17 protein-coding genes and 2 tRNA genes are annotated in these 23,918 nt (G+C 42.4%); 14 read left to right on the top strand and 5 right to left on the bottom strand.

What is annotated here, in order from left to right; all coding sequences use genetic code 11:
• Positions 1–23: 23 nt before the first annotated feature.
• The gene (cfa, locus tag Xets_RS16350; protein WP_099132858.1) at positions 24–1,175 is read left to right on the top strand and encodes a cyclopropane fatty acyl phospholipid synthase; all 1,152 of its coding nucleotides are present in this window, start codon (positions 24–26) and stop codon (positions 1,173–1,175) included.
• A gap of 79 nt (positions 1,176–1,254) precedes the next feature.
• Here cfa and Xets_RS16345 read toward each other — a convergent pair whose 3' ends face one another.
• Entirely contained in the window at positions 1,255–1,899 is a 645-nt protein-coding gene (locus Xets_RS16345; RefSeq protein ID WP_099132857.1) for a riboflavin synthase subunit alpha, read from the bottom strand.
• Between the two features lie 287 nt (positions 1,900–2,186).
• Between Xets_RS16345 and Xets_RS16340 the strand changes: the two genes are divergently transcribed.
• From Xets_RS16340 to Xets_RS16320, 5 genes are all read left to right on the top strand, one after another.
• Positions 2,187–3,560: an MATE family efflux transporter gene (locus Xets_RS16340; protein ID WP_099132856.1), complete on the top strand. Its 1,374-nt coding sequence runs from the start codon at positions 2,187–2,189 to the stop codon at positions 3,558–3,560.
• Between the two features lie 160 nt (positions 3,561–3,720).
• Positions 3,721–3,797 (top strand) — tRNA-Val (locus tag Xets_RS16335).
• Positions 3,798–3,831: 34 nt separating this feature from the next.
• A tRNA-Val gene (locus tag Xets_RS16330) sits at positions 3,832–3,908 on the top strand.
• Positions 3,909–4,427: 519 nt separating this feature from the next.
• Positions 4,428–5,837 (top strand): pyruvate kinase PykF, encoded by a 1,410-nt coding sequence (gene pykF / locus Xets_RS16325; RefSeq protein WP_099132855.1) that lies wholly within the window; start codon positions 4,428–4,430, stop codon positions 5,835–5,837.
• Positions 5,838–6,247: 410 nt separating this feature from the next.
• The gene (locus tag Xets_RS16320; RefSeq protein WP_047770169.1) at positions 6,248–6,484 is read left to right on the top strand and encodes a major outer membrane lipoprotein; all 237 of its coding nucleotides are present in this window, start codon (positions 6,248–6,250) and stop codon (positions 6,482–6,484) included.
• Positions 6,485–6,574: 90 nt separating this feature from the next.
• Here Xets_RS16320 and Xets_RS16315 read toward each other — a convergent pair whose 3' ends face one another.
• From Xets_RS16315 to Xets_RS16305, 3 genes are all read right to left on the bottom strand, one after another.
• Positions 6,575–7,642 carry a L,D-transpeptidase family protein gene (locus Xets_RS16315; RefSeq protein ID WP_099132854.1) on the bottom strand — a complete coding sequence of 356 codons (1,068 nt, stop codon included), beginning with the start codon at positions 7,640–7,642 and terminating at the stop codon, positions 6,575–6,577.
• Positions 7,643–7,809: 167 nt separating this feature from the next.
• Positions 7,810–8,223, bottom strand: coding sequence for a hotdog fold thioesterase (locus tag Xets_RS16310; RefSeq protein ID WP_099132853.1), 414 nt, complete (start codon positions 8,221–8,223; stop codon positions 7,810–7,812).
• On the bottom strand, positions 8,220–11,291 hold the full coding sequence (locus tag Xets_RS16305; RefSeq protein ID WP_187652135.1) for an FAD-binding and (Fe-S)-binding domain-containing protein: 3,072 nt from the start codon (positions 11,289–11,291) through the stop codon (positions 8,220–8,222). The genes Xets_RS16310 and Xets_RS16305 overlap by 4 nt, the downstream gene beginning before the upstream one ends.
• Positions 11,292–11,503: 212 nt before the next feature.
• On the opposite strand from Xets_RS16305, the gene ydiK reads away from it, so the two are divergent.
• Positions 11,504–12,613 carry an AI-2E family transporter YdiK gene (ydiK, locus tag Xets_RS16300; protein ID WP_099132851.1) on the top strand — a complete coding sequence of 370 codons (1,110 nt, stop codon included), beginning with the start codon at positions 11,504–11,506 and terminating at the stop codon, positions 12,611–12,613.
• Positions 12,614–13,058: 445 nt separating this feature from the next.
• On the opposite strand, the gene ppsA is transcribed toward ydiK, so the two are convergent.
• Entirely contained in the window at positions 13,059–15,437 is a 2,379-nt protein-coding gene (gene ppsA, locus Xets_RS16295; protein ID WP_099132850.1) for a phosphoenolpyruvate synthase, read from the bottom strand.
• A gap of 188 nt (positions 15,438–15,625) precedes the next feature.
• Between ppsA and Xets_RS16290 the strand changes: the two genes are divergently transcribed.
• The 7 genes from Xets_RS16290 to Xets_RS16260 all read left to right on the top strand — a co-directional run bounded on the left by Xets_RS16290 (position 15,626) and on the right by Xets_RS16260 (position 23,823).
• A complete protein-coding gene (locus tag Xets_RS16290) occupies positions 15,626–16,489 on the top strand; it encodes a pyruvate, water dikinase regulatory protein (RefSeq protein WP_099132849.1) in 864 nt (287 codons plus the stop codon).
• A gap of 157 nt (positions 16,490–16,646) precedes the next feature.
• Entirely contained in the window at positions 16,647–17,693 is a 1,047-nt protein-coding gene (locus Xets_RS16285) for a 3-deoxy-7-phosphoheptulonate synthase (RefSeq protein ID WP_099132848.1), read from the top strand.
• Positions 17,694–17,991: 298 nt separating this feature from the next.
• Complete coding sequence (locus tag Xets_RS16280; RefSeq protein ID WP_187652134.1) at positions 17,992–20,067, top strand: TonB-dependent hemoglobin/transferrin/lactoferrin family receptor; 2,076 nt, start codon at positions 17,992–17,994, stop codon at positions 20,065–20,067.
• A gap of 75 nt (positions 20,068–20,142) precedes the next feature.
• Positions 20,143–21,216 carry a hemin-degrading factor gene (locus Xets_RS16275; RefSeq protein ID WP_099132846.1) on the top strand — a complete coding sequence of 358 codons (1,074 nt, stop codon included), beginning with the start codon at positions 20,143–20,145 and terminating at the stop codon, positions 21,214–21,216.
• A complete protein-coding gene (locus Xets_RS16270; RefSeq protein ID WP_187652133.1) occupies positions 21,213–22,031 on the top strand; it encodes a hemin ABC transporter substrate-binding protein in 819 nt (272 codons plus the stop codon). Before Xets_RS16275 ends, Xets_RS16270 begins: the two co-directional genes overlap by 4 nt.
• Positions 22,028–23,029, top strand: coding sequence for an iron ABC transporter permease (locus Xets_RS16265; protein WP_099132844.1), 1,002 nt, complete (start codon positions 22,028–22,030; stop codon positions 23,027–23,029). Before Xets_RS16270 ends, Xets_RS16265 begins: the two co-directional genes overlap by 4 nt.
• Positions 23,029–23,823 (top strand): heme ABC transporter ATP-binding protein, encoded by a 795-nt coding sequence (locus Xets_RS16260; RefSeq protein ID WP_099132843.1) that lies wholly within the window; start codon positions 23,029–23,031, stop codon positions 23,821–23,823. Before Xets_RS16265 ends, Xets_RS16260 begins: the two co-directional genes overlap by 1 nt.
• Positions 23,824–23,918: the final 95 nt, after the last annotated feature.

Genomic DNA, 23,918 nt, shown 5'->3' with positions numbered 1-23,918 from the left:
ATCACACAAATGTTGGAGAGTATATGAGTTCGTCTTTCGTTGAAGGTAAAAAAATAATCACTGATCCTTGGCATAGGATCGCCCATGAATTGCTTCAGGAAACTGATATTGATATCAATGGTAAGCGCCCTTTCGACATACGGATTAAAAATCCTGACTTCTATAAACGCGTATTGAAAAAAGGCTCCTTGGGTCTGGGTGAGAGTTATATGGATGGCTGGTGGGAATGTGATCGCCTTGATATTTTCTTTTACAAAGTATTACGGGCAGGTTTAGAACATCGTATTCCTAAAAATGTCAAGGATATCTTCAAGATAATTATCTCTCGTATATTTAATTTACAATCTCCCAAACGTGCCTGGATTGTAGGTGAGGAACATTATAATTTAGGCAATGACCTGTTTACCCGGATGCTTGATCCTCACATGCAATATTCTTGCGGTTATTGGAAAGATGCCAACACACTAGAAGAAGCACAATCCCATAAGCTGCGCCTGATTTGCGAAAAACTACAATTGTCCCCAGGCATGACTTTATTGGATATCGGTTGTGGATGGGGAGGTTTGGCTGCCTATGCGGCAGAAAACTACGGTGTATCTGTTACAGGGGTAACGATTTCAGCCGAGCAACAGAAGTATGCACAGGAACACTGCAAGGATCTAAATGTAAAAATTATCCTTGAAGATTACCGAAACCTCGACCTTCAGTTTGATCGCGTTGTATCTGTCGGCATGTTTGAGCACGTAGGCCCTAAAAATTATGACAATTATTTCAATATAGTGAAAAAGAACTTAAAACCTGATGGTCTGTTCCTTCTCCATACCATCGGTTCCAATATTGATAAATTAGGTTCCGATGCATGGATCAGCAAATATATTTTTCCCAATGGCTGCTTACCATCGATCGCCAAAATTGCCAAAGCAACTACCGGAAAGTTTGTCATGGAAGATTGGCACAATTTTGGGGCTGATTATGACCGGACATTGATGGCATGGTATGAGCGATTTATCGCCAGTTGGCATGAAATAGAGCATAACTATAGCCCACGCTTCAAACGGATGTTCAGTTATTACCTGAACGCCTGTGCAGGTGCATTCCGTGCAAGAGATATACAGTTATGGCAGATAGTCTTTAGTCCGCGAGGCATTGAAAAAGGATTGAGAGTACCTAGATAGCTCCCCATAACGGAATGCTTGAAGCTACAGAAATCGTATTTCTGTAGCTTTCGTGTTTTATCGAATCTAGAAAGATTTTTTATTGCTCTTCAGTCTGTGACAATAATTTTTCTTGTTCTTTCTGAGACAGAATCCGTTCAACGGTATCTACAATCGCTTGGGTTTGTGGATCAATTTCAATATTAACCTTTTCACCGAGACGTTTTTTGCCCAAAGTTGTACGTTCCAATGTTTCTGGAATTAAATGAACACAGAAGCGATTATTGACTACATCTCCAATTGTTAGGCTAATTCCGTCAATACCAACAAATCCTTTATGCAGGATATATTTCATTAACTGTTTATCGTGAATTCGAAACCATATTTCATGGTTATTTTCAGAAGTGAAGATCTTGGCAATTTCTGCTGTTGTAATAACATGACCGGACATCAAATGCCCACCAATTTCATCACCAAATTTAGCAGCCCTTTCCAAATTAACTAAATCACCTACCCTAAGTTCGCCAAGGTTGGTCAGACGCAATGTTTCTTTCATTAAATCAAAACTGATTAAATCACCGTCGATCTTAGTTACAGTCAGACAACAACCGTTGTGGGAAACAGAAGCCCCCGTTTCAATTCCGCGTAATAATTCAGCCGGAAATTTAACAACATGGGTCCGAAAATGCATTTTTTCATCAATAGCAACTATCGGTGCTTTTCCCTGAACAATACCTGTAAACATGGGAACCTCTTTAATAATTTCATCTAGCGGATTAGTTTAACCCACTCACCACTTTTAAACATTACTTAAATACCATTTTGTTTAATACATTATTTTGGTTGAGTTTAGTTTCAGTTGAGTGTTGCTTCAATCATGTTGAGTATAAACATCGTGCAATGATTGGATTAATAAAATGAGTCCTATACAATATGACAGCTTATAAGCGATATATTTTCCATTAACATCGTTTGCTCGCAAAAATATTTCTTGTTTTTCTCGTTAATTTTCAATCAAAAAAGGTGTAGTACGTGCAGAAATATTTAAATGAAGCGCGTAGTTTGCTCGCTTTAGGGATCCCTGTCGTCATCGCACAGTTTTCACAAACTGCGATGGGTTTCGTCGATACCGTCATGGCTGGTAAAGCTGGTGCTATTGAAATGTCAGCGGTTGCTGTTGGTACATCAATCTGGCTGCCAACCATTCTGTTTGGCCAAGGTTTATTGCTCGCCTTGACACCAATCGTGGCACACATGAATGGATCTGGTCAGAGAAAAAATGTTGCAGGCCAAATTCAGCAAGGATTTTGGCTTGCAACTTTCCTCTCTATCTTGACCATCGCAATACTGTATAACAGCCGATTTGTTATAGAAGCACAACATAACGTCGATCCTGTATTGGCACAAAAAGCCACGGAATTTATCCATGCCATCATGTGGGGAGCGCCAGGTTATTTGTTTTATCAAGTTTTACGTGGTCAATGTGAAGGGTTATCGAAAACCAAACCAGCAATGGTCATAGGCCTTGCCGGACTACTGGTCAATATTCCCGTTAACTATATTTTTATTTACGGTAAATTTGGTGCGCCTGCATTAGGTGGTATCGGTTGTGGTGTTGCAACGGCAACCGTTTACTGGGTTATGTTCCTGTTGCTATTTGCCTATGTGAAGCACTCTCCTTCTCAAAAAGATATCCAAACATTCAACAAATTTGTGGGACCTGAATGGCATACGCAAAAACGTATTGCACTGCTTGGCCTGCCTATCGCTTTAGCGATGTTTTTTGAGGTTACTCTGTTTGCTGTCGTCTCGTTGTTGGTCTCTCCACTCGGTGTCGTGGCCGTTGCAGGGCACCAGATATCACTCAACTTCAGCTCCATGATGTTTATGTTTCCACTGTCATTGGGGATAGCGGCCACCATTCGCGTTGGCTATAACCTGGGCCAACAATCAACAGAAGGTGCTAAGGTATCCGCATATACGAGTATTATTGTTGGCTTAATTATTGCCTGTATGACAGCGACCTTCACGATACTGTTTAGCAAACACATTGCGTTTATGTACAACGATAACCCTGAGGTCGTTATTCTTGCCTCCCACTTAATGCTGTTTGCTGCTATTTACCAACTTTCTGATGCAATTCAGGTCATTGGATCAGGAGTATTGCGCGGGTACAAGGATACACGTTCTATTTTCTTTATCACTTTTATTGCTTATTGGCTCTTAGGACTACCTAGTGGCTATATTCTGGCATTGACTGATTATGTAACTAAGCCGATGGGACCACAGGGTTTCTGGATTGGGTTTATTATCGGTTTAACCGCATCAGCATTCATGATGGGTTACCGTATTTTATGGACACAAAAACAGCCAGCCCATTATGTTCTGAAACGTTCTACTCGTTAATTCAGTATATTAAGTTACCAACACAAGGGGAAAAAGCTGCGAATTCATGCTAAAAGATGTAAATGCGAGCAGTTGAACAAGAATTTGCATTTTTCCCCTTGCCAGAAGGCTCAGTGCTCGTTAATATTCGTCCCCGTTGTCAGCCACAGAAATTTAGATTGCGTCCGTAGCTCAGTTGGTTAGAGCACCACCTTGACATGGTGGGGGTCGGTGGTTCGAGTCCACTCGGACGCACCAAATATCCGGTTGACAGAAAATAGAATCTTGATGTGCGTCCGTAGCTCAGTTGGTTAGAGCACCACCTTGACATGGTGGGGGTCGGTGGTTCGAGTCCACTCGGACGCACCATATCTAATTCATCACTTCACACCTTTCTTATACTAGTTACCTTTTCCCAATTTTTTCATTCCAATATCCTCTTGTACTCATGAACTAGATTGTTGTCCAATCTACTTGTGTATTAAAAACTCAATTTTATTTTATTTGCGCAACAACTCTCTGATTTCTTTCATTATGAACCATGGCTATCTCCTCTTTTCTGTATGGAAATCCTTTCAAAAGCTATTTTTTGATTCATTTCACAGAAATTAGTCTCTATAATACGCCTATGTCATAAGTTGAATGGTTTCAGCTAATTAATTTACCGAATCCAGAAAAAATTACAGATGATTAGTCGAACTAAATCCGTATATCTGCACATACCGAACTTCACGCTGAAAAACCATTTGACTCTTACTACTATTCACTTTCTATTGCTATCCGTTTTTCACTATGTTGCGCAACTCAAAACACCTGATGATGCGGGCATAAATGTGAATGGCCAGCGATTCTCTCTTTTAATCCATTAAAATCAGTAGATAGATTGTCATGAAAAAAACCAAAATTGTTTGTACTATCGGGCCAAAAACAGAATCCGAAGAGAAATTGACCGAACTGCTTAATGCTGGTATGAATGTGATGCGCCTGAACTTTTCTCACGGTGACTACGAAGAGCATGGCCAACGCATTAAAAACATTCGCGCGGTCGTAGCAAAAACTGGCAAAAAAGCCGCCATCTTATTGGATACTAAGGGTCCTGAAATCCGTACCATGAAGCTGGAAGATGGCAATGACGTCTCCCTTACAGCGGGTCAAACCTTCACCTTTACAACAGATAAATCTGTTATTGGCAATCGAGAGTGTGTCGCTGTGACTTATGTCGGTCTGCCAGAAGATCTGAAACCAGGAAACACTATATTGGTTGATGATGGTTTGATCGCCATGACAGTTAAAGAAACTACCGCGACTGAAGTCATCTGTAAGGTATTGAATAACGGTGATTTGGGTGAAAACAAAGGCGTTAACCTGCCAAATGTTTCTATCAACTTGCCTGCACTGGCAGAAAAAGATAAACAGGATTTGATCTTCGGTTGTGAGCAAGGCGTGGATTTCGTTGCAGCATCTTTTATCCGTAAACGTTCAGATGTACTGGAGATCCGTGAGCACCTGAAAGCTCATGGTGGCGAACACATCCAAATCATTTCCAAAATCGAAAATCAGGAAGGCTTGAATAACTTCGATGAAATTCTCGAAGCGTCTGACGGCATCATGGTTGCTCGTGGCGATCTGGGTGTTGAAATCCCGGTAGAAGAAGTTATCTTCGCGCAAAAAATGATGATCGAAAAATGTAATGCAGCTCGTAAGGTTGTTATCACTGCCACCCAGATGCTGGATTCAATGATCAAAAACCCACGCCCTACCCGCGCTGAAGCCGGCGACGTTGCTAACGCTATTTTAGATGGTACCGATGCGGTAATGCTTTCTGGTGAAAGTGCGAAAGGAAAATACCCTGTTGAAGCTGTTTCCATCATGGCAACAATCTGTGAACGTACAGATCGCGTTATGGGCAGCAAAATTGAGCATACCAGAACTCAGAAGCTGCGTGTTACCGAAGCAGTGTGCCGTGGTGCGGTTGAAATTGCAGAAAAATTGGAAGCGCCATTAATTGTCGTGGCAACATATGGTGGTAAGTCTGCAAGATCTATCCGCAAATATTTCCCTAATGCCTCAATCCTTGCGTTGACAACGAATGAAATCACTGCTCGTCAATTGCTGTTGGTCAAAGGTGTTTCCACTCAGATTGTCAAAGAAATCGCCTCTACCGATGATTTTTATCGTATTGGTAAAGAAGCTGCATTGGCAAGTGGTATGGCACACAAAGGGGATATCGTTGTCATGGTTTCCGGTGCATTAGTGCCAAGTGGCACCACAAACACTTCCTCTGTTCACGTGCTATAAGCTTAATAAGCTAAACAACAGCGCTGTCTAAACTTGGGCAGTACCAGGATCATAAAGAAGCCCATATTTGTATTATGCAGATTGGGCTTTTTATATTTCTATAGCACACCATCATCATAGTGAACTTTACAAATTAATATTCTTCTTTCAAAATGCTGTTCAATACAAGAATATTTTACTATTTTCACTCAATTATGTTTATATCTGCTGATCTCTTATATAACAATAATTCATGTTGATTTAACAATATTGATTCAATTATCCTTTTATTATCAAAATAATTAAACAAATAAGTCACACTTTGTTTATGCTGAATTTTTTTCGTAGCAAAAATTTATTCTCTTTCTAAAATAGTTTGTGTAATACTTAGATGGCTACTTGGAGATTAACTTAATCTAGAGGGTAATGTGATGAATCGTACTAAAGTTGTATTTGGTGCAGTAATTCTGGCTTCTACTCTGTTAGCGGGTTGCTCAAGCGCAACTAAAGTTGAACAACTCGCCTCTCAGGTTCAAACACTCGGTTCTAAAGTTGACCAGTTGAGCAGTGATCTCAGTTCTATTCGTTCTGATGTACAATCAGCCAGAGACGAAGCTGCTCGCGCGAATCAGCGCCTTGATAACCAAGTTCGTTCATACAAGAAATAATCTTTATAGTAGGTAAAATTGTTGATAACAAATGGCGTACAGTGGTACGCCATTTCTATTTTTGCTTACCACCCTATATTTCTCAATTTCTTAGGTTTCAGGTTGATAAATTGGCCCAGGTTGATGTAATGGCGGTATCTTAGCTGGTTTAATTTCGGGGTCGGCCGTTTCTTCCCTATCTTCAATTGGCCTTAACATCGCCTTTTCCGCTTGGCTATTGGTAGCCAGCCCTGTATTCACCTGTACTGGCATTCCTGAACGACGAATAATGCCTTGATCAACACGGAATTCATCTGTTTCACGATTATTAATGAACTTCACTAAGCCTTCAGAACGTGGGATAGGCATTGTTTGTGGATCATCTGTCTCTTTATTAGAAAGCGGCTGATGAACTTCCACATAGCGCTTACCATCTGGCTCTGTGGCATATTTCACCGGCTCATTAATGACTTGGACACGCGTTCCTCGTGGAACAGTCTGAAACAGAGCTTCGATATCATCAGGTCGCAAACGAATACATCCTGAACTGACACGCATACCAATGCCAAAATTTGCATTTGTACCATGGATTAAATATTCGCCACGCCCAGCGGCCAAACGTAGGGCAAAATCCCCCATTGGATTATCTGGACCTGCGGGTATTACGGCAGGCAAAATAATTCCCCGACTAGCATAATCCTTACGAATATTAACGGTTGGTGTCCATGTCGGGTTCTTAATCAATTGGCTGACTGACGTTGTCATAGTCGGCGTGTTGCGCCCAAGTTGACCTATTCCAATAGGGTACACAACAACATAATTTTTCCCCTCAGGGTAATAATAGAGCCTAAGTTCGGCCAGATTGATAATAATTCCTTGACGAACAGTGTCTGGAAGCAGCATCTGTGATGGAATAATTAACTCCGTGCCAGATTTAGGTAAATAAGGGTCAACACCAGGATTTGCTTCCAACATCGCCAGTAATCCTATTTGGTATTTGGCTGCAATGGATTCTAACGGGCGCCCGTCATCGGGCACAATATAGGTAGAATTTTTGCCAATCAGACGGCTATTAGCAGGAGGCAATGGATACTCGATAGCATGGGCGATATTAGTCAATCCACTTAACGACAACATGCCAATCAAGAACATGCCGATAACAGTTAAAAATCGCTTCATACGTGCTTCCTGAAAATGATACTTGAATGTTTGTGGTTAATTAATAGCCTACTTTGCAAAACTATTCTATCTCATTCGTAGTAATCAAAGAGAGGGTTATATTATCCGGCTGTTCCCGCCAGCTATAATACTGACAGGAACAAAAAACAACAAAACAGGTAGGATAGCTAAGATAAAATGGCTGTTGTCAGACGAGATGTGCAACATAATTGTTGCTGATCATTGTAGATATCAATCTGCCAGACCTGGTGTGAACGGCCAAGATGGACAGGTTTACAAACCCCTTTAACCATACCTTCACGAACAGATTTAAGGTGGTTAGCATTAATCTCTACTCCCACCACTTTCTGTTCACCTTCCGAACAGAGATAACCTGCAATCGAGCCAAGTGTTTCAGCCAATACCACAGATGCTCCGCCATGCAAGATCCCGAACGGCTGTTTAGTTCGTTGATCGACTGGCATTGTTCCTTCGATAAAATCATCGCCAAGTTGGGTAAATTCGATCCCTACATGTTTTACCATACACTCACCATTAAATTGATTAAGTGTATTTACATCTATATTACGTTTCCAAATCACGGCATTATCTCCAATAAGGCTTGTAATGGATGTTTAAGTAATTTTCCTTCTATGCGCTTCACCTGACTGCGACACGAATACCCTGTACTCAGGCAATGTTCTAAGGATAGATTTTTCAGTGCCGGAGCCCATGAAAGCTTGTAGATGCCAATGGATCTCTCCAGATTTTTCTTTTCATGACCATATGTACCCGCCATGCCACAACAGCCGACACTGACATGATTCAATTGATGACCAAAATAGCAGAAGATATCAGCCCATTGTTTACCGCTATTAGGCAATGCTGTCACTTCGGTACAATGGCCAAGTAGATACCAGTTATGTCTGGATATTGAATTATAGTTTTTCTCTTGTGACATTTTTTCCGGCAGAATGCTGGTTAGCCATTCATGTACCAACTGAACTTTAAAATTCCCCCTCCGTTCACCAAGAATAGCGTTGTATTCATCTCGGTAGCACAGAACTAAAGCAGGATCGACACCTACCATAGGAATATTCAGGCGCGCTATCCGATTAAGGAAGTCAGCCGTTTTTCCCGCGGTTTTAGCAAATCGATTCAAGAACCCTTTGACATGCTGTGCTTTTCCATTAGGCGAAAATGGCAATAAGACCGGTTTATACCCCAGCTTTTCTGCCAGCAAGACAAAATCAGTGACCACTTTCGCATCGTAATAACTTGTAAAAGGGTCTTGGACAATAAGCACATGTTGGTCACGCTGTAGTAATGATAAGCCTTCCAACTGTTCCAGCGTTGTCCTTGCTGCATAATGACCAGCAAGTTGCTGCTGCAATGTCGGGTAGGAGAGTAACGGCAGATCAGCCATGCCAATGGTATGCTGGCTGATTCTTTGTACCCACGGTTGTTTCAGGAAAAAATTAAATACTCGCGGTGCTTTTGCCATCAATGGCGTACTGTGTTCAACATTAGCAACAATATGATCACGCAATGGGCGCAAGTAGCGGCTGTGATACAACGCTAAGAAGCGTGAACGAAACGAAGGAACGTCGATCTTGATCGGACATTGTGTTGAACAGGCTTTACAGGCTAAACAACCTGACATAGCTTCTTTAACTTCATGTGAAAAATCATATTCACCTCGCCACGCCCGCCAACTATGACGGGTTTTTTCAATCAATCCCCGCAAACTGGGGCGCGTTTGCTCCAGTCCATGCTCCAACAATTTGGGTTCAACCCCCTGCTCTGTCAAAAGCCGCAACCACTCTCTCACCAAGGTCGCCCTGCCTTTAGGGGAATGTATGCGATGCTGGCTGATTTTTATTGATGGACACATTGGGCTTCTGACATCGAAATTGAAGCATAACCCATTACCATTACATTCCATCGCTCCGCGGAATGCATTCCTGACATTGACAGGAATGATGCGGTCGTAAGTCCCACGCTTGGCTGCATCAACTTTCATCATTGGGGCATCGACTTCAATTGGTGGACAGATTTTCCCCGGATTTAGCCGATTGAGAGGATCAAACGCCGCTTTTATTCGGCGCAGTTCGTTATACAAGACCTCACCAAAAAAGGCAGGGCTATATTCTGCCCGAAAACCCTTTCCATGTTCTCCCCATAACAAACCGCCATATTTGGCCGTCAAATGAACAACTTCATCAGAAATCTGTTTCATCAAGATTTCTTGCTGAGGATCACACATATCCAACGCAGGACGCACGTGCAAAACACCGGCATCTACATGTCCAAACATACCGTAATTCAGTTTGTGATTATCCAAAAGCTGGCGAAATTCAGCAATATAATCGGCAAGATGTTGAGGAGGAACACAGGTATCTTCGACAAATGGAATGGGTTTAGCTGGACCTTTACTGTTGCCTAACAGTCCGACGGATTTTTTCCGCATGGCATAAATGCGCTCAATATCCCTCAAATCATGGCATATCTGATAGCCAATAATGCCCGCCTGATTTTTTTCCATCAATTCATCAAGGCGTAAGCAAAGCGCCTGCAACTGCTGATCAATTCTCTGTTCATCATTACCACTGAATTCGACAATATTCAGGCCTTGCATATCTTTATCAGGCACATCAGTAATCAATTCTTTCACTGAGTGCCAGATGATATCTTCACGCGCCAGATTGAGTACCTTAGAGTCTACCGTCTCAACTGAGAGCGCTTTGGCTTCTACCATAAAGGGGGCATTACGTAGGGCAGAATCAAAGGAATTATATTTGACATTCACCAGTCGTCTGACTTTAGGTAACGGCGTGATATCCAGTGTCGCCTCAGTAATGAAGGCCAGAGTACCTTCAGAACCCGTCAAAATACGGGTGAGATCAAAAGACTGCATATCGTCGCTGAATACATGGCGCAAATCATATCCCGTCAGGAATCGATTGAGTTTAGGGAATTTCTCAATGATTAATTTCCGTTGTTCACGGCAACGTTCCAATACCGTTTTATAAACACAACCAACGATACTCTCTTCTTGGGCAATCGATTCCGCCAATGCTGTGCTCATAGGACGGGTATCTAACATTTCCCCTCCCAATAAAACAGCACGTACACCCAGTACATGATCCGAGGTTTTGCCATAAACCAGCGATCCCTGACCGGAAGCATCCGTATTGATCATGCCGCCTAACGTAGCACGATTACTGGTTGAAAGTTCTGGAGAGAAAAAATAACCGAAAGGTTTTAGATATTGATTAAGCTGATCTTTGATAACACCGGCTTCTACCCTTACCCACCCTTGCTCTGTGTTGATTTCCAGAATGCGGTTCATATAACGGGACATGTCCACCACAATACCCTTGTTAAGTGATTGCCCATTCGTACCAGTTCCCCCGCCGCGTGGGGTAAATGTCAGCGCCTTAAAACGCCCCTCTTCTGCTATTCTTGTCAGCAGCACAACATCGGCGCTGGAACGGGGAAATACAACAGCTTGTGGTAACAGTTGATAAATACTATTATCTGTCGCCATAGTCAGCCTATCAGCATAGCTACTGGCGGTGTCTCCAGTAAAACCCGCTTCTTTCAGTGCAGTCAAATAGTTCTGTGCCAGTTCACTGACATAGGGGGCTTGTGATATACGTGGGATCATTGGCTAATTGCCCCTTATTCTAATAAATATCCACATTGCTTTATCTATATACTATCTTGGATAACGTAACTCAGACAATTTTCTGGTTTCTGAGCAGACAGGCTTTCAACCATATCACAATATTTATCGATTTTGAGCAACCAATGAAATAACGTTATATTTAATTACCGTTGTTACTGCCAACACTATTTAATTACCTGAGAAATGATTTCATGGAAAAATCACAATCATACCAAGATTTACCTAAGTTGTTATTCGCTCTACTCTTCATTTTATTACTCATTACCACCAGCTTTTGGGTCTTAAGTCCCTTTATTTTAGGATTTATTTGGTCAGGAATGGTGGTTATCGCAACTTGGCCATTATTGGAAAAATTACAACAACGATTATGGGGAAAACGCTGGATTGCGGTTTCTATCATGACGTTACTGTTAGTTTTATTATTTGTTATCCCTATTGCGTTACTTGTCAACAGCCTGGTAGAAAACAGTGCGCCATTGATTGAATGGGCAAAATCTCCTTCCTCTTTCCAACTTCCACAACTGGAATGGCTCCATCGAGTACCTGTCATTGGCAAAGATTTATATCTTAAATGGCAGGATTTGATTGCTGACGGCAGTAACATGCTTCTCAACAAAATTCCCCCTTACATCGGTAAAGCAGCAACATGGTTTTTTACCCAAGCCGCTAATGCAGGACGCTTTCTTTTCCATCTGGCACTGATGGTCATGTTCAGCGTATTACTTTATTGGAAGGGTGATCAGGTTATGCTGAGCATCCGCCATTTTGCTATCCGGCTGGCAGATAAACGAGGTGATGCCGTAGTGTTGCTGGCTGCCCGATCCATCCGAGCCGTCGCTCTTGGCGTGGTGGTAACGGCATTGGTTCAAGCCATTGCAGGCGGAATTGGGTTGGCAATTGCCGGCATTCCGTATCCAATGATATTGACAGTACTGATGTTTGTATGCTGTGTTGCCCAGCTTGGTCCTCTGCTTGTTCTCGTTCCATCTATTGCATGGCTTTATTGGACGGGAGAAACAACCTGGGGAACTATTTTAATTATCTGGAGCCTGGTATTAACCACCATGGATGGTGTCCTACGCCCTTTCCTGATCCGTCTTGGTGCTGACTTGCCGATGGTATTAATTCTTACTGGTGTCATCGGCGGGATCCTTTCATTAGGTGTCATTGGGCTATTTATTGGGCCTGTTGTATTGGCTGTTTCTTACAGTTTACTATTGGCATGGATGAATGAAGTTCCTAAACCCGAAGGAAAAATGACAGATATGGAAAAACATTTCGGGAAAAAGCACGTCAAATAATTAAATCATTGCGCGAAAAAAATAGTATTTTCGCGCAATTATAAAAATGGTGAATATATCATCAAAACCGCATCTAAAATATAAAGTTATTTTTCGTAAAAAATAAAACCCACCAAGAAAATTGTTGCAAAAAAGTTATTTTTATAAATTTTCTTTTCTAATCTCTATTTATTAAGAGGATTCTTAATGAATAAACTCACCTATTAAATTAGTATTCACTCCATCGAAACAAATTTTTCCCAGAGTATTGCCACCTCAGCTTATAACGCCATAGGCTGGGTTCAATGAAGTATATATATTGCTGTGTGTAGTCTTTGCCTGTCAGCCCATGATAGGCTTTTTTTTTGGAGGGCATTCCAAAAAATCATGTAACACAGAATATAAAAGCCTGAAAGTATCTTAACAGGCTTTTATATTTGAATTAAATGCTATTAGTTATTTCCAGTTAATTATTTTCAGCTAAAGCAATCCACGTTTTCACAACTGTATCAGGATTCAATGATAAACTGTCAATTCCTTCCTTCATTAACCACTGAGCAAAATCTTCATGATCCGAAGGCCCTTGTCCACAGATGCCAACATATTTTCCTTGCCGTTTAGCCGCTTGAATTGCCATAGAAAGCAATTGTTTCACCGCTTCATTACGCTCATCGAATAATTCGGATACTACACCAGAATCGCGATCTAATCCCAAAGCTAATTGCGTCATATCATTTGAACCAATTGAGAAACCGTCAAAATATTCAAGGAACTGATCTGCTAACAACGCATTCGATGGAATTTCACACATCATGATGACTTTCAAACCATTCTCACCGCGTTTCAAATCCTGAGATGCCAATTCCGCTATCACTGCTTCCGCTTGAGCAACAGTACGCACAAATGGGATCATCACCTCAACGTTAGTTAATCCCATCACATTACGTACCCGCTTGATCGCCTCGCACTCCAAAGCAAAACATTGACGGAAGCTGTCAGAAACGTAGCGCCCTGCCCCACGGAAACCCAACATTGGGTTTTCTTCCTGTGGCTCATACATGCCTCCACCCACCAAGTTCGCATATTCATTGGATTTAAAATCTGATAAACGAACGATCACACGTTTGGGCCAGAATGCTGCCGCTAACGTTGCAATCCCTTCCGTCAATTTCCCTACATAAAACTCAATAGGATCATCATAACCAACCATCAACGATTTAATTTGCTCTTGCAGCTCAGGAGACTGTTTGGAATATTCAAGCAAAGCACGAGGATGCACACCGATCATTCGGTTAATAATAAACTCCAGTCGAGCCAGACCAACCCCTTCATTTGGTAAACAGGCAAAATCAAATGCACGATCAGGATTGCCTACATTCATCATGATCTTCACATCCAACTCCGGCAGTTTATCAATTTGGGAACTCTGAACACTGAAATCTAGTTTATGCTGATAAACGTACCCCGTATCACCTTCCGAACAAGAAACCGTTACTTGTTGACCTTCTTGTAAACGTTCAGTCGCATCGCCACAACCAACAACGGCAGGAATACCTAGCTCACGAGCAATAATGGCGGCATGGCAGGTACGTCCACCACGATTAGTGACAATAGCGGCTGCTCTTTTCATGATCGGTTCCCAATCTGGATCAGTCATGTCGGTGACCAGTACATCCCCCACCTGAATGCGATCCATCTCACTAAGATTGTGGATAACCTTGACTGTTCCAATGCCGATACGATGCCCAATTGCTCGACCTTCCACCAATACATTGCCTTGCTCATTGAGTTGGTAACGTTCCATGACCTGCTGATTTGATCGGACAGTTTCAGGACGGGCTTGAACAATATATAACTTACCATTATGCCCATCTTTCGCCCACTCGATATCCATCGGACGACCATAATGCTTCTCAATCAGCAAAGCCTGTCTGGCCAACGCTTCCACTTCACTATCAGCCAAAGAGAAACGATTGCGCAATTCCTCTGATACAGATTCCGTACGCACTTGCTTTCCATGCTCTTTGCTATCTGCATAAACCATACGTATTTTTTTAGAGCCAAGATTACGGCGCACTATTGCAGGGCGATTATTCTTCAACGTCGGTTTGTGGACATAAAATTCATCAGGGTTTACTGCTCCCTGCACAACCATCTCCCCCAGACCATAAGCTGATGTAATGAACACAACCTGATCAAAACCTGATTCAGTATCAATTGTGAACATCACCCCAGACGAAGCCAAATCAGAACGCACCATACGCTGTATACCGGCAGAAAGTGCAACACCGCGGTGGTCATAACCCTGATGGACACGATAAGAAATGGCACGATCATTAAAAAGTGATGCAAAGACATGCTTGATAGCCACCATCACCGCATCAATGCCTTGCACATTCAAGAAAGTTTCTTGCTGTCCAGCAAAAGAAGCATCCGGCATATCTTCCGCGGTTGCAGAAGAGCGCACGGCGAAAGAAGCATCAGACTCGCCTTCAGACAATTGCAGATAGGCATCACGAATATCTTTTTCAAGTTGAGCCGTAAATGGCGTATCAATCACCCACTGACGGATTTGCGCGCCAGTTTTAGCCAACTGATTGACATCATCAACATTGGTTTCATCCAGCAATTGATAAATACGCTGGTTCACACCACTTTGTTCCAGAAAATCATTAAATGCCTGCGCAGTTGTGGCAAAACCATTGGGAACAGACACACCAAGTTCAGCCAGATTGGTGATCATCTCGCCAAGCGAGGCGTTTTTACCACCAACCCGATTAACGTCGTTCATACCTAATTGGTTATACCAGAGCACATTGCTTGAGGTGAGGCCACTATTGGACATTAGAAACTATCCTTTTTACATTCGGAGGTACAAATCGGAAAATTAAAGCTGCTCTTCACAGCAGGAAATAGCCTAGCACATTGTCTTGCCAGATATAGAAAGGTGAATCGATCAACCCAACAATATTATTTTTTACGGGTATAATCTGGAAAAAATTCTAAGGGCATAACGATAAAAGAAGAGAGACAATGATAGAAATCCATTCTTCCCAAACAGCTGAAAATGAAATACTGGAACGCAGCGTATTTTTTATTTCTGATGGAACGGCAATCACCGCAGAAGTATTAGGTCATGCCGTGTTATCCCAATTTCCAATTACTATTACTTCCTATACCTTACCTTTTGTGACGAGCAAAACCAGAGCAGAGGAAGTCAGAGATCAAATAAACGCGATATATCAGCAAACCCAAATCAAGCCATTAGTTTTCTATTCCATTATTTCGGATGAAGTTAAAAGCATTATTACCCGTAGTAACGGATTTTGTCAGGATATTGTTCAAACATTAGTTGCACCATTACAGCAAGAAATTGGCCTGAAACCCAAACCAGAATTACACCGAACTCACGGCTTATCGAAAAAAAATCTGGGGCAATATGATGCACGCATTGCTGCCATTGATTACACTCTCTCCCATGATGATGGTATTTCATTACGTAATCTTGATCAGGCTCAAGTCATTATTCTTGGCGTATCTCGGTGTGGAAAAACACCAACCAGCCTCTATCTTGCCATGCAATTTGGTATTCAGGCTGCAAACTATCCTTTTACCGCAGATGATATGGATAATTTGCAGTTACCCGCCGCTTTAAAATCCTTTCAGCATAAATTATTTGGCCTGACAATTAGCCCAGAAAGGCTTGCAGCTATCCGTGAAGAACGGCATGAAAATAGCCGTTATGCTTCATTACGACAATGTCGGGTTGAAATTGCTGAAGTTGAGGCTTTATTCCGAAAAAATAAGATCAATTACCTGAATACCACTAATTATTCTGTCGAAGAAATTTCGGCCAAAATTATTGACAGTATGGGATTAAAACGCCGTATGTTCTGATTTCAAAACATAACATGTTTAACAATATTTATTCACGACACTTTCTCGCGCAAATATCATGATTGTCTGTTGAATTTACTGGGGGTTGAGTTATTGTGATCCCCCAGTTATTCCAGACTCTGTCACAATATGAAGTAGAATCCGAGAAAGAAAGTATATGTACAAAACAGATGAGTTAAGAACCTACCGCATTGATAGCCTGATCACACCTAAAGCGCTTGCAGAACAATATCCTATATCAGACAAAATCTTACAAAATGTGACATTGTCACGAAAGCGTATTGAATCCATCCTAACAGGCGAGGATCAACGTCTATTGGTCATTATTGGTCCCTGCTCCATTCATGATACTGATGCAACCCTTGATTATGCTTCTCGCTTACGCACCCTGCGCAAAAAATACCAGCAAAATCTAGAAATCGTGATGCGTACTTACTTCGAAAAACCGAGAACCGTTATTGGTTGGAAAGGCTTGATTTCAGATCCCATGTTAGACGGCTCTTGCCAGGTTAATAAAGGGATCTCCCTTGCCCGTAAGCTGTTAATTGATATCAATGAATTAGGCGTCCCGACCGCTACAGAATTTCTGGATATGGTCACTGGTCAATACATTGCCGATTTAATCAGTTGGGGAGCGATTGGCGCCAGAACAACAGAGAGCCAAATTCACCGGGAAATGGCCTCTGCCTTGTCATGCCCAGTTGGTTTTAAAAACGGGACAGATGGCAATACGCTTATCGCTATTGATGCAATACGTGCGGTACGAGCCAAGCATATGTTTTTGTCCCCAGATAAAAACGGTCAGATGACTATTTATCAAACCAGTGGCAATCCCTATGGACATATTATTATGCGTGGTGGGAAAAAACCGAATTACAGTGCTGAAGATATTGCAGCAACCTGCCATAAATTACGTGAATTTCACTTACCTGAACGTTTGATTGTGGATTGCAGCCATGCTAATTGCCAGAAAATTCATCGTCGTCAATTGGATATAGCAAGAAATATTGGTGAACAGATCCAATCTGGCTCAACAGCGATTGCTGGTGTTATGGCTGAAAGCTTTTTAGTCGAAGGAACCCAAAAAGTTATCAAGGGAGGATCTTTGACATACGGTCAATCTATTACCGATCCATGCCTTGGTTGGCAGGATACGGAAGAATTTATCAATATTCTTGACGAAGCGATGAGAAATCGTTCCTGAATCCTTTCTTTGTTTTGGCTCCTACCGACTATCGGGAGCCAATAATCAGAAAAAAAACACCTTAAAATCAAAATATTAATTCAAAATTTCAGGTATAGAAAAAATAACTTGAAGTTAACCACCATTGAAACGATAATTATTCTCAATATCAGAATAATTATTGTTCAATAAAATAAACTACATTGATTGTTAACTCTGACGCAATAAAAAATCTAACAAATTCACTGCTGAATAACAGTGATATATCAGTTAATTGAGTTCATAAGAACACGCTATTTCACCATGGAAATTGACTTGCATGACTTTAATTAAATCACCAAACTTGAAACTGTCTACATTAAGTGCACTCATCTTCGCGAGTTTATCTTCTGCGTATGCCACAACAGTACCTTCGGAAACAGTACATTCCAAGAAAGAGAAATCTTCCAAAGACACTGTAACTGTCTATGCCACTGGCAACCAACGTGACAGCTTTGAAACCCCTATGATGGTGACAGTCATTGAAGGCAATTCAGCCAGCAATCAGGTTGCTGGCAACGCAAATGATTTACTGCACAATATTCCGGGCGTTGATGTCGCTGGTATTGGCCGTGCCAATGGACAAGATATCAGCATTCGAGGTTATACCCAAAAAGGGGTTTTGACTCTTGTTGATGGTATTCGGCAAGGAACTGACACCGGGCACCTCAATGGTGTATTCCTCGATCCCGCTTTGATTAAGCAGGTGGAAGTTGTCCGTGGCCCATCAGCACTACTATATGGCAGTGGTGCCTTGGGTGGTGTTATTGCCTATCAAACAGTCGATGCCGCAGATTTATTGGAAGAAGGCAAAAATACTGGTTTTCGTGTCTTTAGCCGCGCAGGGAGCGGTGACCACAGTCTGGGATTTGGGGGAGCTGCATTCGGTAAAACAGAACAGCTTGATGGATTAGTTGCATTTGGCACCCGTGATGTGGGCAATATCCGCTTCGGTAATGGCGTAAAAGATCATAATGACGAAACCATTGGTAACGCGTTGGTAAAAGGCTCTTGGAAAATAGACGACAACCAAAAACTCAGCGGCAACTTGCGTTATTACCGTAATGAAGCACATGAACCGAAAAATCCACAACTTCCAGACAAAGATGACAGTCAACGGGTAGATCGCACCACAGCACAACGTGATGCTAAATTGTCTTATCAATTAAATCCTGCAGAATATAGCTGGTTAAACGCCAAAGCAGATATTTATTATTCCGATATAAATATTAATAACAGAAGCAAAGACAAGGTCTTTGAAGGCCGTAAACAAGAAACTTATGGTATAAAACTTGAAAACCGCGCCCATTTGGGAAGTACTGCCTTTGCTGCCCACCAATTTACCTATGGTGGTGAAGCTTATAAACAAAAACAAAAGCCAAGTAGCAGTATTGTAAAGGGTTTTCCCAACGCCGATATCCGTTTTGCATCTGGCTGGGTTCAAGATGAAATGACCCTGCGTGATTTACCTGTTTCATTTATTGTGGGTACACGTTACGACAATTACAAAGCCACAAATAGCAAATATGACGACATCAGTGCCGATAAGTGGTCATCAAAAGGCGCTATTAGTATTACCCCCACAGATTGGTCAATGCTATTTGCCTCCTATTCCCAGGCATTCCGTTCCCCGACCATGGGTGAAATGTATAACGATTCAGAACATTTCTATATGCCTCCAAAGAAAGGCAAAGGCGGCCCTGGAATTACAAATTATTGGAAACCAAATCCAAATTTACGCCCTGAAAGCAATGAAACTCAGGAATACGGTTTCGGGCTGCGTTTCGATGACCTGTTTGCCAACAACGATGGCCTGAAATTTAAAGCCAGTTATTTTGATACTCAAGCGAAAGATTACATATCTCTCACTATAACACCTGATATGAGGTTTACGACATCTTTCAATATTCCAAAAGCCAAAATTTGGGGTTGGGATGTTTCTATGACGTATGATTCCGATTGGTTCTCCTGGAACCTTGCTTACAATCGAACTACGGGTAAGAACGAAGAAACTGGGGCATCTATTGGAGCACTGACCCCTGATACCCTAACCAGCACATTGGATATTCCATTATCTGACACCGATTTTTCTATTGGATGGGTCGGTAAATTTACCCAGCATACCCAAGTTAAAGGGGTATATGGCACCAATAGGGATGAATACGGTCGGAAGGTTTCTCAATACGCAGGTTATGGCGTCAATGACTTCTACGTTAGCTATCATGGCACTGGAACATTAAAAGGGCTAACTACCTCCGTTGTACTGGGTAACGCTTTCGATAAAGCCTATTACTCATCACTGGGAGCGCCACAGCATGGTCGTAATGCCAAACTGTTTGTAAGCTACCAGTGGTAAAAGAACAAATAGACTATTCTCTCGATTTTAGAACAAAATTGTTTTTAAACACCGTTTTTTAAGGAGCTAGCAACTGTGAATCAGTCACTTTATGAACGTTACCTACAAGCCAAGGCAGAAAACAAAGCTAAATATGCACGCGATCTGGCTGCTTACCTTAACGTCAGCGAAGGAGAATTATTGCATAGCCGTGTCGGTATCGACGCAAAACGTTTGAATATTGACGCTCCTACCCTGCTTCAGGAACTGGCAGCAGTTGGCGAAACCAAGGCGATTACCCGTAATGACTTCGCCGTTCATGAGCATATTGGACGCTACGAAAATACCAAATTTAGCCCACATGTTGGTTTGATCCTTAATCCGCGTGAGCTTGACTTGCGTCTATTCTTCGACCACTGGAGCAGCGTTTTCTCTTTGGTTGAACCCGCCAAAAATGGTGTGCGTCACAGCATTCAATTCTTTGACCGCCAAGGCGATGCGTTGCATAAAGTCTATGCCACCAGCAACACTGATATGGCTGTATGGGATGCACTGATCGAAAAATATCAGACTAGTGAAAATCCAACGCTGGAAATTCAACCGGAAGAAGTGCCTGAATATGCAGAAGTTACGGAACAACTGAAAGCGCAGCTAGATGAAGAATGGCGTGCCATGACTGACGTTCATCAATTCTTCATCATGATGAAACGTCATAATCTTAGCCGCCAGCAGATTTTCAATGCAGTTAAAGATGATTTGGCTTATCGTGTGGATAATTCAGCACTCACTCAAATTGTGGAAGTTGCCTATAAAGATCAAAATGAAATCATGATCTTTGTTGGAAACCGTGGTTGTGTCCAGATTTTCACGGGTAAATTGGAACGCCTGATGCCTTATCAGGCAGAAAATTCCGCCCAGAAATGGCTCAACATTTTCAACCGTAATTTCACTCTGCACCTGATTGAAAGTGCCATTGCAGAAAGCTGGGTTACCCGTAAACCAACCGATTGTGGCTTCGTCACCAGCCTTGAGTTGTTTGATGCCAATGGCAACCAAATCGCACAGTTATACGGCCAACGCACTGAAGGTACTCCTGAACAAGCTCAATGGCGTGAACAAATTGCTGCTTTACCTAAACTGCAACCAGAACAGGAAACTTGTGTAGCATGAAAAAATGGCTTCTAACATTTATGCTTGCCATCTCTTTCAATGTGTTCTCTGCTGAACGCATTGTTACCATTGGTGGCGATGTGTCTGAAATCGTTTTTGCACTTGGCGAAGGACAGCACGTTGTCGCAAGGGACAGTACCAGCCAAAATCCCAAGGAACTGCTTTCCTTACCCGATATCGGGTATATGAGAGTATTGAATTCAGAAGGGATTCTATCCATGCGCCCATCACTGGTGATTGCAAGTGAGTCGGCTCAACCTTCCCTGGCACTCAAGCAAGTCGAAGATTCCGGTGTAAAAGTCATTAAAGTGACCAGCGAAACCTCGTTAGAAGCCGTTCCTGCAAAAATCATGACCGTCGCCAAGGCGGTCAACCAGGAAAAACGTGGCGAAGCATTGATTGCCCAATATCGGCAGCAACTCGCAGATATCACCACGTCAGATATTTCCACCAAAATCGTCTTTGTCATGAGTCATGGGGGTATCATGCCAATGGCGGCAGGTCAGAAAACCGCAGCCGATCAAATTATTCGTGCCATTGGTGCAAAAAATGCGATGCAAGGCTTCCAAGGATATCGTCCTTTATCACAAGAAGGTGTTATTGCCAGCAAGCCGGACTTACTGCTAATCAGTACCGAAGGGCTAAAGACGTTGGGTGGGATGGATAAAATTTGGCAACTTCCTGGGTTAAATTTCACACCGGCAGGAGAGAAAAAACAGGTCGTGGTTGTTGATGAAATGGGTCTACTTGGGTTTGGTCTGCAAACGCCTGCTGTGATGAAGCAAGTCCGTGATGCTGCGGAGAAAGTGCAATGAGTCATTCCCGCTCCCCCAGTCTCGGTGTGATCGTACTGAGCTTATTGTTATTCCTGCTGGCAATTAGTTCAGCAAATATGGGGGCATTGCCACTTTCCTTTAAAACACTGTGGGAATCCTCTTTGGATGATCCACAGTGGCAAATCTGGTTAAATATTCGGTTACCACGTATTTTGCTGGCGATCCTCGTTGGAGGAGCGCTGGCTATATCTGGGGCCGTAATGCAAGGGTTATTTCGTAACCCTCTGGCCGATCCCGGATTATTAGGGATCAGTAGTGGTTCAGCACTGACCGTCGCAATGTTTATTGTGTTGCCTTTCGCCTTACCTGCCAGCATTGCGTTGTACGGACATATTATTGCAGCGTTTATCGGCAGTTTATTGGTATCGTCCCTGATATTCATTCTCAACAAATATAACCACGGCAACCTGTCAAAACTACTCCTTGCAGGCATCGCCATTAATGCACTATGTTCGTCATTTATTGGTGTATTGAGCTATATCAGTAACGACCAACAATTACGCCAATTTTCCATTTGGATGATGGGTTCACTCAGTCAAATAGAATGGCCAACACTCGCTATTGCTGCATCACTCATTATTCCTGTTTGTATACTGACAATCAGTCAGTCACGTAAACTCAATTTGCTGCAACTGGGTGATGAAGAAGCGCACTATTTAGGCATTAATGTCCAACGCACCAAATATCAATTATTATTGTTAAGTGCCTTGTTAGTCGGATGTGCCGTTGCTTTGACTGGTGTCATTGGTTTCATTGGGTTAGTTATCCCACACCTTGCCAGGCAGCGATTTGGGGGGGATCATACTTGGCTACTACCGATATCTGCCCTGGGTGGTGCCTGTCTTCTGTTAAAAGCCGACACATTAGCCAGAACATTAGTCTCTCCTGCTGAAATGCCAGTAGGCCTTATCACTGGTTTGATCGGAGCCCCCTATTTTTTATGGCTTATCCTTAAGCCATCAAGAAATCGTTCATAATGGAACCCAGCATGTCAAATAATTTACTTGAAGCACAAAATTTAAATTATTTCATCGGGCAGCGTCAGATAATCAAGGATGTTTCCCTTTCCCTGCGTCAAGGGGAAATTGTAGCAATTATTGGCCCAAACGGGGCGGGGAAATCAACACTGTTACGTCTATTGACCGGCTATATCTTACCCAGTTCAGGAGATTGTCTGTTAAAAGGAATTCCCATTTCCCGATGGCCAACTCAGCAACTGGCTCGCATTCGTGCAGTCATGCGGCAATATAGCGCCCTCTCCTTTCCATTTAGTGTAGAGGAAGTTATTGCTATGGGACGTGTTCCCCATGAAAGTGCCCACAACAGAACCGCTATTGATGAAGCGATTACATTGACCGAGTGTGAAGCGCTGAGAAACAGAAATTATCAGCAATTATCTGGAGGGGAACAACAACGGGTTCAACTGGCAAGAGTTTTAGCTCAACTTTGGCATCCTAAACCTACCGAATCTTGTCTGTTTTTGGATGAACCCACATCAGCATTGGATCTTTATCACCAGCAACATACATTGCGATTGGTTCACCGCCTGACACGAAAGCATCCCATCGCTGTCTGTTGTGTACTGCATGATTTGAATCTGGCGTCACTTTATGCCGATAAGATTATCTTGTTGCACAAAGGCCGACTAGTAGCCTCCGGCACTCCACAAGATGTACTGCGTGACGATATTCTTAAGCAATGGTATCAAGCCGATTTGGGCGTTATGCAGCATCCTGAAACTCATCAGCCACAGATCTATCTCCGACAATAAAAGGCTAGCGTTTATTCCCTTTTAATTAATGAGATGCAGATAAAAGGGCAAATTTTGCCGTGATCGGCGAAATTTGCCTCAAATAAGTAAAAATT

Source organism: Xenorhabdus sp. TS4 (genome assembly GCF_014467265.1).
Lineage (GTDB): Bacteria > Pseudomonadota > Gammaproteobacteria > Enterobacterales > Enterobacteriaceae > Xenorhabdus > Xenorhabdus ehlersii.
The sequence above is the reverse complement of the archived record's forward strand: the minus strand, read 5'-3'. Positions and strand labels throughout refer to the sequence as shown.